General features: G+C 41.1%; 13 protein-coding genes and 1 pseudogene. 9 read left to right on the top strand and 5 right to left on the bottom strand.

Annotated elements, in window-relative coordinates; all coding sequences use genetic code 11:
* The 3 genes from RUM_RS05765 to RUM_RS05755 form a co-directional block, all read left to right on the top strand.
* Nucleotides 1-1,103, top strand: a 1,103-nt coding sequence (locus RUM_RS05765; RefSeq protein ID WP_049775515.1) for a helicase RepA family protein, incomplete at its 5' end; no start/stop codon positions are given.
* A gap of 400 nt (nucleotides 1,104-1,503) precedes the next feature.
* A complete protein-coding gene (locus tag RUM_RS05760) occupies nucleotides 1,504-2,298 on the top strand; it encodes a hypothetical protein (RefSeq protein WP_015558243.1) in 795 nt (264 codons plus the stop codon).
* A gap of 13 nt (nucleotides 2,299-2,311) precedes the next feature.
* Entirely contained in the window at nucleotides 2,312-2,716 is a 405-nt protein-coding gene (locus RUM_RS05755) for a hypothetical protein (protein ID WP_015558242.1), read from the top strand.
* A 61-nt stretch (nucleotides 2,717-2,777) separates the two neighbouring features.
* Here RUM_RS05755 and RUM_RS05750 read toward each other — a convergent pair whose 3' ends face one another.
* Nucleotides 2,778-3,773, bottom strand: coding sequence for a DUF2971 domain-containing protein (locus RUM_RS05750; protein WP_041326293.1), 996 nt, complete (start codon nucleotides 3,771-3,773; stop codon nucleotides 2,778-2,780).
* Nucleotides 3,774-3,962: 189 nt separating this feature from the next.
* Here RUM_RS05750 and RUM_RS13265 point away from each other — a divergent pair.
* From RUM_RS13265 to RUM_RS12945, 6 genes and pseudogenes are all read left to right on the top strand, one after another.
* A pseudogene (locus RUM_RS13265) lies at nucleotides 3,963-4,169 on the top strand (helix-turn-helix domain-containing protein); the annotation flags it as partial.
* Entirely contained in the window at nucleotides 4,149-5,186 is a 1,038-nt protein-coding gene (locus RUM_RS05745) for a DNA cytosine methyltransferase (RefSeq protein ID WP_420834808.1), read from the top strand. The pseudogene RUM_RS13265 and the gene RUM_RS05745, both read left to right, overlap by 21 nt.
* Entirely contained in the window at nucleotides 5,186-5,998 is an 813-nt protein-coding gene (locus RUM_RS05740) for an Eco47II family restriction endonuclease (protein WP_015558240.1), read from the top strand. Before RUM_RS05745 ends, RUM_RS05740 begins: the two co-directional genes overlap by 1 nt.
* Before the next feature lie 76 nt (nucleotides 5,999-6,074).
* Nucleotides 6,075-6,902, top strand: coding sequence for a hypothetical protein (locus tag RUM_RS05735; RefSeq protein ID WP_242821757.1), 828 nt, complete (start codon nucleotides 6,075-6,077; stop codon nucleotides 6,900-6,902).
* Nucleotides 6,899-7,444, top strand: a complete 546-nt coding sequence (locus RUM_RS13085) for a hypothetical protein (RefSeq protein WP_041326292.1) — start codon at nucleotides 6,899-6,901, stop codon at nucleotides 7,442-7,444. The genes RUM_RS05735 and RUM_RS13085 overlap by 4 nt, the downstream gene beginning before the upstream one ends.
* Nucleotides 7,411-8,064, top strand: coding sequence for an AAA family ATPase (locus RUM_RS12945; protein ID WP_338056955.1), 654 nt, complete (start codon nucleotides 7,411-7,413; stop codon nucleotides 8,062-8,064). The genes RUM_RS13085 and RUM_RS12945 overlap by 34 nt, the downstream gene beginning before the upstream one ends.
* Before the next feature lie 332 nt (nucleotides 8,065-8,396).
* Here the strand turns inward: RUM_RS12945 and RUM_RS05720 are convergent, their stop codons facing one another.
* From RUM_RS05720 to RUM_RS05705, 4 genes are all read right to left on the bottom strand, one after another.
* On the bottom strand, nucleotides 8,397-8,834 hold the full coding sequence (locus RUM_RS05720) for a hypothetical protein (RefSeq protein ID WP_015558237.1): 438 nt from the start codon (nucleotides 8,832-8,834) through the stop codon (nucleotides 8,397-8,399).
* 108 nt (nucleotides 8,835-8,942) lie between these two features.
* A complete protein-coding gene (locus RUM_RS05715) occupies nucleotides 8,943-9,746 on the bottom strand; it encodes a PfkB family carbohydrate kinase (RefSeq protein ID WP_015558236.1) in 804 nt (267 codons plus the stop codon).
* A 515-nt stretch (nucleotides 9,747-10,261) separates the two neighbouring features.
* Nucleotides 10,262-10,951 carry a PD-(D/E)XK nuclease family transposase gene (locus tag RUM_RS05710; RefSeq protein WP_157864608.1) on the bottom strand — a complete coding sequence of 230 codons (690 nt, stop codon included), beginning with the start codon at nucleotides 10,949-10,951 and terminating at the stop codon, nucleotides 10,262-10,264.
* 411 nt (nucleotides 10,952-11,362) lie between these two features.
* Nucleotides 11,363-11,872 carry a hypothetical protein gene (locus RUM_RS05705; RefSeq protein WP_015558235.1) on the bottom strand — a complete coding sequence of 170 codons (510 nt, stop codon included), beginning with the start codon at nucleotides 11,870-11,872 and terminating at the stop codon, nucleotides 11,363-11,365.
* Nucleotides 11,873-11,926 lie beyond the last annotated feature (54 nt).

Below are 11,926 nucleotides of genomic sequence, written 5' to 3'. Positions count from 1 at the left end.
TGGTCTATCCGGGCAAACCGCCTATCATAGAACACTTTCTTTACCCGGGAACTTACCTGTTTGTCGGCGCTCCGAAGGTCGGCAAGAGTTTCATGATGGCTCAGATTGCCTATCATGTAAGCTCGGGCACACCGATGTGGAACTATTCCGTCCGCAAGGGTACTGTGCTGTACCTCGCCTTAGAGGACGATTACCGCAGATTGCAGGAGCGTTTGTATAGAATGTTCGGAACAGAGACAACGCCCGATCTCTTCTTTTCAGTTGCTTCCAAGTCGCTGAATGAAGGGCTGCTTGAACAGCTTGACGGCTTTATTCGAGAACATCATGATACCGGTTTGGTGATTATTGATACCTTACAGAAAGTGCGTGAAGCCGAAGGCGATACATACAGCTATGCCCGTGATTATGACATCATCGCAGGGCTGAAAGCGTTTGCGGACAAAACTGGTATCTGTCTGATATTGGTTCACCACACCCGCAAACAGAGATCCGATGATAATTTCGACCGTATCTCAGGCACAAACGGTCTGCTCGGTGCAGCGGACGGAGCGTTCCTCATGTATAAGACAAAACGCTCGGACAGCGAAGCTACTATTGAAGTGTCGGGCAGAGATCAGCCCGACAAAAAGATTATGCTCTCCCGAAACAAGGAAACGCTGTGCTGGGAACTGAGCGGAGAGAAGTCTCCCGAATACACCGAGCCGCCTGAACCTGTGCTTGAAGCAATAGGCGGTTTCATCAATTCGGATAATCCGATTTGGGAGGGAACGGCTACCGAGCTTATTGAAAAACTGGAGCTTGACATCAAGCCGAATGCTCTGTCGCTGAAACTGAATGTCAACGCAGGAAAGCTGTACAATCTTTATTTCGTTCAGTACACAAACAAGCGTACTCACAAAGCAAAGCTGATTCAGCTTCGCTACGATGCAGATCACCCGATTGTAGTCTCTCCCGCACCCTCAAAAGAAGAAGTTGAAAAAGGTGCAGATGATGTTTCTGCTGCTAATGGTGAAATCATTATCAGCACCAATACCGTTGACGATATTGCAGGTGAAGATTATGACCGAGCTTATCAGCAGATGATCGACAATGCTTTAGCGTGACGATGTGCGTCGATGCGTCGATGGTTTGAGGGGTGTCTAAAACATCGTTACCACCGACGCACATCGACGCAGTTACAGCTATGTTTTCAAAAAATGTAATGCGGATTTTTGATTTCTGTATCCACGATTTAGGCTGCTCCGACAGCCTTTCTTCTCCCGTCAGGGATAGCCCCGCAGGGCGGAGTAGTACTTGTGGCGGTCTTATGCTGCCACAAGTACTACGGAGTTACAAGCGGCGCTCTGCACCGTTGTAATCGGCGCTCCGCGCCCCTCTCGCCCGTCAGGGCTTGGCGATAGCCATTCCGCATCAGCGGTCATGAAAGGAAGTGTTGCCCATGTAAATATGATTGGATTTAACAGAAAGAGATAACCAAATCCAATTAGAAACGAGGTCAATAAAATGAAAGAAAAACGAATCTCATTTGGTCAGGGAAAAGGTTCTCTGACTCACAACAACAGGGAGTTCGTTGCGGACAATGTTGACGTGTTCCGTACTCCCGATAATATCACTTTCGTGTGTCAGCCGATTGGCGAAGCATATGGCGAGGGTAAACAAGCAATTGCCCGTTGGCGAGCTGCCGAGGTCGAGGTGCTGAATAAAATCTGCCTTGAACATGGTATCAAGCCTCTTGTTCCAGAAAAGGCGAGAGGGACGTTAGAGATACCTGAATACAAGGAGAAGCGCAGACAGGCAGATGAACTTGCTTTGCAAAACGCTCAGGTAGAAGCGGAGCTTGGCGAGAAGCGTGAAATACTCAAAGTTGTCAAGGAGAAAACTGCTAAACTTACGGAGATAGACGGTATCGAAACAGGCAAGACCGTATTCGGCGGTAAGGTCACAGTGTCGCAGGAGGACTGGCAGAACGTCACTGATCTTGCAAAGAAAGAAGTTGCAACGAAGAAGCAGACCAAGAAGCTCCGCAAGGAACGTGATGAAGCTGTTCGGGAGCGTGACGAACTGAAAGCGAAGCTGTCGGCAGTTTCCTCGGAGCTTGCTACATATAAGAAGAAAGAGGAGGATGCTCGTTATTTCTCCCGTGAGAAGATGAAAAAAGAAGCAACCCGAATCAGCCGTGAGGACGAGCTGTCACGTGAACTGAAAAAGGCTAAAGCTTTTATTTCTGCCTGCGGACTGAGTGCTGATTATCAGCAATTTAGGTATAACAGCACCACAAGAAAGAATGTGCTGGAATAAGGAGAAAAACACTATGATTATCAGAAGCAAAGACAAGGTTCAGGTAGGCGGCAAGAACAAGCCCGTATGGGTGCTTGATACCGACACGCTGACCGTCACCCACAACACACCCGATTCAGAGCCAAGCGTAACAACATTCAGCTCCGATCACATCAAGTATCATCTGCACTATTCGGCGGAGTACCGTCCTACAAGACTGAAAAAGCTCGTCAACGACGGCACGATACTCAGCTACCTGACAGAGCTTGACCGTTCCATAGCGGAAGCCATTGAACGCCAGGTCGGAAAGATGCTTGAAAATGATGTGGAGTATATCAGAGCCGTGGCGGTCGGTGATCTTGCAAAAGCAAGAGGTCTGGAAAACATGGATTGCTTGATCGCCAGAGATCCTGTGTATGCGGCTATTGTGTATGTGTGATGCCGTGATTTTCCCATAAACAGAGAGCCGAAGGATTCTGTGTGAGTCCTTCGGCTTACTATTATTTCTTCCTGTCCGAATAGATTAAATTTTTCACAAACTTGCCATTCTTATCTATACTCAACTGGTAAATCCTTGGAATGCTGGCTTCTTTCGCAAGAGAAATAATCAAATTCTTTTCAGATATTCCTGTGCGGACTCCTATTATTACGCTACTTGGTTTTCGCTCCATCTTTGGTCTTTGCTTTTCTATTTCAGGTGATGGCATAATAACTGGATATAATATTCTCCATTCTTTATCATGCTCGTGACATTTATGCTTGATTAGCCCAATACGCTCATAATGCCAGTTTAAAACCGGGAGATTATAAAGTATATAGCTTTTCAAGAATGGATGTGAATACATAGCTAATAACTGGTATGCAACATTTTTGGCGTATTCCGATGCATCATATTTCTGATTTGAGTAATAAATTGGATATAGAAAATAATGAGATGGTGTTATGCTATCATTGATTGAAAGAAAATCATCAGAAATGTGATATTCTAAAGCAAAGCCCTTGTGATTTGAAGCATATTTCAACCACAAAACCTCGTTATTGCATTGTTCTGTAAAGCAGATTGAAAGCTGCCGCTTTTGAATTTCCTTACGGGATTCCTCTAAAATTGTAGTGCTACAGCTTATCCATTGATCAAATGGAGTATTCTTTATAGCAGTTATTATATTGTCCGCAGGAATGTTAAATGTCTCTTGAATGGATTTAGCCATTGTTTGTAGTTTGGTAGTATCGTTATATGCATCTTGAAGCTGTTTTGATACATAATCCCAATCTATGTAAGAGTATGAATCAAAAGGATCATCGTAATAATCAGCAGTAGAGAAGTACATTGTGTTTGTGCGAAGGCTTTCAAGCGAGTTAATAGTGACAGGTCTAAATCTATATAGATGTTTAGGCATTTTTATAGTTTGACGTAGCGTTTGCCCTTCTTTAACAAGGTCGATTCCTTGTAAAGAGCATAATGTATCCCAAAATACTTTTCTTTCCTTGTTATTCAATGTAATCCCTCTTTTCCAAATTACTTATTATGGTTATATTATAGCATACTTCTTTTGAAAAATCAATAAAAATAGGTCAGTTCTAAAGATAATCTAACACTTTCGTGAGATACATTGACTTTTTCATCTGTTTGTGATATAATTAGCATAACCCATTATTGTATCACAGGATACAGGAAGGAATGAAACATGGTGGCAGTTAGCTACAATAATCTCTGGAAATTACTTATCGACAAAGGAATGAATAAGACCGAATTGAAAGAAGCATCGGGTATCAGCTTCAATGTTATGGCTCGTATGGGGAAGAATGAAACGGTTTCCCTTGAAAGCCTTGAAAAGATATGTATGGTGCTGAATTGCAATATCGGCGATATTATGGACATTACGACACAAACAGAAGCAAGGATATTCTCGACCATTGAACTTTTTGCAGGCGCAGGCGGTCTTGCTCTCGGTGTGGAAAAAGCAGGGTTTAACACACTTGGCCTTGTAGAGGTGGACAAGGACGCATCCGACACACTTCGCAAGAACAGACCCGAATGGCGTGTTATAAACGATGATATTGCTAACGTTTCCTGCCTTGATCTGCAAGAATACTTCGGTTTGAAGCAGGGCGAACTCGATCTGCTTTCGGGCGGCGCACCTTGTCAGAGCTTTTCATATGCGGGAAAAAGGCTTGGGCTTGAAGATGCCCGTGGAACGCTGTTCTATCACTATGCTAAATTCTTGGAACAGCTCCAGCCTAAGATGTTTCTTTTTGAGAACGTTCGTGGTCTGCTGACTCACGATAAGGGCAGAACATACAAGACTATTACAGATATTTTTGAAAGCACAGGCTACACCATTCAGAAGAAAGTGCTGAATGCGTGGAACTACGGTGTTGCTCAGAAGCGTGAACGACTTATCACTATCGGTATCAGAAATGATCTTACAAATCAGATCAAGTTCACTTTCCCTACACCACATGAATATAAGCCTGTTCTCCGTGATGTGCTGCTCGACTGTCCTAAGAGCGAGGGTACACCCTATTCGGAGTATAAACGTAAGATATTTGAGCTTGTTCCTCCGGGCGGATATTGGAGAGATATTCCTGAGGATATCGCCAAGGAGTATATGAAAAGCTGTTGGTACATGGAGGGCGGCAGAACGGGTATTCTCCGCAGACTCAGCCTTGACGAGCCGTCGCTCACGGTACTGACTTCTCCGAGCCAGAAGCAGACAGATCGCTGTCACCCCCTTGAGCCTCGTCCGTTTACTATCCGTGAAAACGCACGTTGCCAGAGTTTCCCCGATGAATGGCAGTTCAGCGGAAGTATCGGCTCACAGTACAAGCAGGTCGGCAATGCAGTACCCGTAAACCTTGCTTATGATATTGCAAAACAGATAAAAATAGCGTTGGAGGGATTATCATAATGTGGACACTTAGTTTCATCAGCGAAGAAGATTTTACAAAGCACGTCAAGAAAACCATTGAGAAGTACGGTGAAAAGCTGGAATCCTTCGACTTGAAGCGTTTCAACAAGAATATCATTGACCCTATCAAGCTGATTTTCGATAAGACAGTTTATCAGGCTTCTTGGGAAGAGATCGTCAGCAACGAGATTTTCCGTCAGCGTGATAAGTCCAATAACAATGATATAGGTTATTTTCATCAGAGAATATTCAACTATATCGACAAGTGCCATGTTCCCGACAACGGCAAAGAGGGCGGCTGGGACGTTATCTTTGAGAATCCCGATGGTATTGCCCTGCCCGACGGCAGCGTAGTCCATACCATTTATGTCGAGATGAAGAATAAACACAACACGATGAACTCCGCATCGGCAGGCAAGACCTTCATCAAAATGCAGAATCAGCTTCTTACCGATGATGATTGTGCTTGCTTCCTTGTTGAAGCTATCGCCCAGAGGTCGCAGAACATCAAGTGGGAGACTACTGTTGACAAGAAAAAAGTCGGTCACAAGCTGATCCGCCGTGTGAGCCTTGACCAGTTTTATGCTCTTGTGACAGGACAGGAAGATGCTTTCTATCAGCTGTGTATGGTGTTGCCATCTATCATTCAGAAGGCTGTTGACGAGCTTGAAGGTTCTATCGTTCCGCATGATACTGTTATTGACGATTTGAAAGTACTTGCTGAGAAACAAAACCTTGATGACGAAAATCTTGCTGTAGCTATGGCGGTTTATATGTTGGGGTTTGGAAGTTATAAAGGCTTTAACTTCTAACCTAAAGTGAAAGAAGGTATCAAAAATTTTATTTAATATTTATTACTTGAATTTCTCGAAAGTATATGAAATTAAGATGATGTTAAGCAATATCATCAAAACTGACGAAAGCGTTGAGAACAGCCACGGAAACACCCATGATGCTGAATTACAAGCTAAAATGGGCACAAAATTTTTGAAATTGTTTAACGCCGACTTTGGTTCTAATATTAAATCGGGTACATCAGATTCTCAAAAGGTGCTTGAAAATTTCAAGGTTACTATGACAAAATCGCTAATTTTAAGTGAAGTCATGGATAAGTGTAAGACTGTCTCATCCAGCTTTGACGGCATTGCAGAGGGACAACTTATTAGGATTGATAATGTATCCCTTTCGCTTGAAAATGAAATGGAATTGCGGACGGTAAAAATGTTCTCAAATGGTTCTTTCAAAGGGATGCGATTGCCTGAAGCTGGTGGATTAGACATCAATAACCTTTTCAATTCCATGTTCAAAGATTATTCTTACAAGCTCAAAGGTGAAGCGTTGGATTGCAATGGAAAAGTGTTAATTAAGATTCCACTTACCTTTGAAAGCGAGTTTGAAAACCTTTACAATGTTGATGATCTTTTTATTGGAAATGTATCTTTGATTGGAATATATAAAGGCAAAACAAAAATCAGCGGACTTAAAAATTCTTTTGAATTTTTTCAGGAGCTAGGACAGACTTCTGAATCTGATTCTGATAGTGAAATCCATAATAGCCAATACTCAGCTCCCAAGGTTGTTAAAATGAAAAGCGAAGATGACGGAATTGATTATAATTATGTCGATCTTCTTGCAATCATACAAGTAATTAAATCTGAAAGTGATGAGACAGAACCCCAACCTAAGGAAGCACGAAGAAAGAAGGATACCGAGTGAGTACGCTATTCTTTTATACAAAAAGTCAGTTTTTTAACTTCAAATCTGTTCAGACAGCTGCTGGTTTTGAGTTTTTGAGTATGTCGAGACTACTTTCGTCCCAAAAAATTGACGAGTTAGATGAAGATCAGCAGTATTATATTGATATTTCATCTATGGTTGGATTTGTAAAGGCTAATGATTCACAGTTATTTAGTTTCGAACAGCTTTTTGAAAATTTTGGCGAAAACATCAATTTCATTTGCGATATATCATATGAAAAAGACATTAGATATATATTTCGATATGTTTTTACTGAGTTCTCTTATGTTGAAGCAGAAAGTGATGAAACTACTGTTGAGGATCAAGAGAAAACAGAAGCAAAATCTCTTGCTGTAAAAAAAATCACTGATTTAGACGATTCCGAAGTAGAAATTTTTTTGCAAGCTTTAATGAAAGATTATACGGACATGAACGCTTTAAGGAAGAGTTTAAAGAACTTATTACTTCGTTTAGAGTATTTAATAAATTGGGAGAACATAAAATCCTTTCTCTCTTTTTGATGGGAGACTCTGGCGTAGGAAAAACCGAAGTTGCAAGAGCAATCCATAGAGCACTGGGTAGCCATGCAAAATTGGCAAAAATCAATTTCGGTAATTATAGTAGCCATGACGCTCTTAACAGTCTGATTGGTAGCCCATTGGGATATATCGGAAGTGACGGTGGCGAATTGCTTAAGAGAGTTTGCGAATCAGATGTTGGTTTAATCCTAATTGATGAGTTTGAAAAGGCCAATAATGCAGTATTTAATTATTTCCTTGATGTACTTGAAAACGGAAAAATTGTAAATTCACAGGCAGATGAGTATGATATTAATGGATATATCATTGTATTCACGTCAAATATTACTAAAGAAAATTTCAAAAATAAAATTTCTCCTGAATTGCGATCTCGATTTGATTATAAGGGGATTTTTAATCTTCTTACTGATGAAGATAAGAAAAAATTTGTACATTTCAGAGTGAATCAAATCATTTCCAAGTATAAAGAAGCCGTATCATCAGACATACCTGACAAATTACATGACAATATAGTTAGCAAGATTGATGTATCCAAGTATAAAAACATGAGGGATTTAAATAAAAAAATCAAAGATACATTTGTTGCTTTTATACAACTATAAATTTCAAGTGTATAATAAAAGTTACCCTTGAGTTCATCGCATAGCCATGCTATAATGTTATTAATGCAATAGCTTTTCATGGCAACACAATGGCAACAAAAAATCAGATACTCCAAATCTGACAGACAAATAAGATAATAGAGATACCACGAGCGATAAAACCTAACTCAAACTGGTTAAGATTACGGCTATCTGTTCCAAGTGTCTGATTTGCCGTTAGATTGCTTTCCGAATACAGAAAAAACGACGTTTATCTCGGATGCGTCAAATTACTGTCAGCCGAAAAAGTGCGTAAAATCGGGCTTTTCAGCCTTCATTCCTTGACATCAATACTACGCACTCAACGTGCCCTGGGTGCGGAACCGATACCCTGTGCAGGCATCCGGAAGCTGCTCCGGCAGTAGGGCTTCATATATGCCGCTTCTTCCATCTCCATACACACCGTATGTATACAGAAAGCGCTTGAGGGGGTACAGCAGCTGAACCTCCTTGGCGCTCCGCAGCACCACCAGGGGCGTATAGAATGCTGTAATGGCGAAAACTGCCAGCACCCTGGATGCGATCAGCAACCCCTTCCCCTTCTGAAACTTTTTGACCAGCTTGCTGCACACCCCGGGCAGCAGTCCGCAGATCATCATCACCGGAAGCAGAATGCTGGAAATGGCGGGTGTGTACATCCAGGCAACCAGCCATACCGGCAGTACAAGATGCAGCAGCAAAACGGTGGCATTGGCGATTTGCCAGGGACTTCGTTTCTTGGAATTGTCCATAGGAACACTCCTTTCAGGGGCAGCATATGATCATCTGATTTGTTGGAAGAAATGCTGGTTTTGTAGCTGTGGTTATCTTTGAAAATTGGAAGTTGTGTTTCTGATTATTCAGAATCCACCGTAATGTTTTAAGGTTTCTGCTGCAATTTCAGAACCGACATTCATAGCCTTTTCAATATTATTTTCGAGCATATATGAGCAGACAAATCCGGCGTGATAGCTGTCACCACAACCGGTCGTGTCAATTATGCTTTCAACTTTCACAGCTTGCACTTTGAATTCCTGTCCATTAAAGTATGTAACGCTTCCACGTTCTGCAAGTGACACGTTGAACAGGCAACGGTATTTATTCGATAATTCTTTGAACCTCGGCAGGAGTTCTTCCGAGCCGCTTATCATGAAGAAATCAACATGCGGAGCAAATCGTTCCATATCTGCAAAATCTCTATATACATCAAAATCTACCGCAAGCTTAAAGCCAAGAGTTTCCTTCAGTTCAACTACTTGCGAAAAACACGAAGCCCAGAAATGAACAAAGACTACATCGGACCTTGATAAGATTCTGATTTCATTATCATTCAGTACGATGTTATCGAGAATTTCTCCGTTCCATGAATCATCTTTATAATACCTATCGCCCGATTCTGTAAGGTAAGTCATATTATTTGCAGTCTGATACCTTTCATCAATGCGTATATGGTTTTTATCAATATCAAGCTTTGATATTGAATCCATTATCGCTTCTGCATATTCATCTTTTCCGACAACACCAAGAAGCGTAACATCTATATCCTTAAAGTGCGAGGCATGCGCAGCAAAATTCAATGCTTCTCCTCCCGGTCTGATGATTTCAGTACCGTAAAAAACATCTGCACATATACAAGGAAGTGCAGTCAGCTTAATTTTATTCATTATACCACCTCACAAATTCCGATTTGCAAGGCAGATGCCCTACATTTCGTTTCACACATTATACCACGCCCATACACGAAAAGTCAAACAACCATCCACGCTTTTACGGAATGGGTTGCTCACGATCGATTCATTTTTTCGGGGGACAAAAAGAAAAACCCACGCATTTACGTGGGTTTTCATGCATATGCCTAAGGACTCTCATTTTGATACAAATCAAGCCCGAAAATCCCGCAATTCTGCGAGGTTTTTTGTTTTTGGGCTGAAAATCAAGAGAATTGCTATCGCTCATGAATGTAAAAATTGAGAGCCTAATCGCAAACGATAAGCAAAGTTATCGTTTGATTTTTAGGAACTGTTTTCAGACATTGTTTGTACATAACTAGAGCTATCGTTTGCGAGGCACTCGATTTTGGGTTATCGTTTGCTATTTGAAAATCAGTTTCAAAAATTAAGTCGAATGGCTGATTTTAATTGAAATCGGCGATATTCACTTTATTTTCTAAAGTAGCATTTTAAGCGACTTTTCCACTTGCAACCTCATCCACAAGCTCTACTGACACATGAAGTGCATTTGCGATTTCTTCATGCGTCAATTTGCCCAGCAGAAGCAATGAGGAAATATCCGCAATCTTCTCTTTTTGCAATGCATCTGCTGCATATTCCTTCGCCCGTTCTTCTACAACTTTACACATTTCGCCCATACCTCCTTCGGTTTCCTTGAAATATCGAAAACGTTCTGATAATTCTTCAGCATACATATCTTTTGCATTCACACACTGAAAATCATGCATCAGTCTGCCAATGCTATCATCCGGATTCTGATAAGCTCCGTTTACGTATATGATATGCGAATCATCTTCTAAATACGCACCGGTTTCCCGACAAACTCTGTCGTAGTGATACAGCGGTAAGCCGTGCTTCATGATGTCATGTTCTGTCAGCATGATAACAAATGTCTCCGATAAATTGCGGAACGGTCCTTTCTTCTGGAGCAGTTTGGTATCCAGCATACTGCTGTGGAATCTGGCACGCTTTGGTGTTGCTCCGGAATCTGCTCTTTGAATTTCTATGTTGTATCTTTTTCCATTGGTATCTTCCGCATAAATATCCAGTGAAATGGAGCGTCCAGACAAGCTGCGATATTCACATTGTGTTTCACTGTGCAGCACCTTCAAGTCTTGCCACTCCAGCAAAATGTTCAAGATATACTCCACGCCTTCCGGATTATCGTTGAACTAGAGCCGTAAGAAGTCATCATCAATTAGCCGCAATTGCTCCGCCACTCGCCGGTTCTTTTCCTGTTCAGTTGCCATTGGAATCACGTCCTTCTATCACTTTTAGTATACCATACTTCCACGTGAAATGCAAGGGCGAATTTGTGCAAATCACCGGATTATCTTTGCCTGATATAAAAATACGGAGCAACCGAAGCTGCTCCGCAATTTAGGGGAAGTGCTAGAATCTATTAATAAAATAGTGGCTATTTCATCTTAGTTCTTTTTAAGCTTCTCACAGATTACCAAAGTCGCTATTATTTCAGAAATAGATGGGATTAGCTGTTTGCTTGGGGATATTCGTTACATCTTCCGTAACAAATTTTCTGTCACCTGCTACTAATTCATTTTATCTTCTGGGTAGATTATTAAACTGTAACAAGTACTTGATTTGTGCTTTTCTTTTGTAACAAATACAAAAGAATCATCATATGGCAATATACAATAATAATCCAGAGATGGTGATACCGAAATATTAAATTTCGCAGACTCCTCAACAGATGCCACATATGATTCTTCATATACTACTTTATTATCTTTTACAAATAAAATTCTTGATCTAAAATCTGACTGAGGATCATACTCAATTTTCCAAATATCTTCCAGTGTTTCAGAAGAATATCCCATTGCGAAAAAATCAGCTGAAGCAATAATTGCTCTATCCCATTCAAAATTGGTAACAGTCTTCAATTCGACCATACATTCATCGTTTCCCGAAGTTTCGATCTCATCTATTATACCTTGAGCTACCGAACCAAGTTCGTTTTCTTGGCATTTTGAAATAGATACAACGGTTGTAAATGCTATGATTAGAAATATAATGATAAAAACACACTTTAATTTCTTCATGGCGAGTTAGCCTCTTTTTTTCTTTGTCTTACGATATCTGCAACAGTATTAATG

Origin of the sequence: Ruminococcus champanellensis 18P13 = JCM 17042, assembly GCF_000210095.1 — a bacterium.
Classification (GTDB): domain Bacteria; phylum Bacillota; class Clostridia; order Oscillospirales; family Ruminococcaceae; genus Ruminococcus_F; species Ruminococcus_F champanellensis.
Note: the sequence above shows the minus strand (reverse complement) of the source record. Positions and strands in the feature narration are given on the sequence as shown.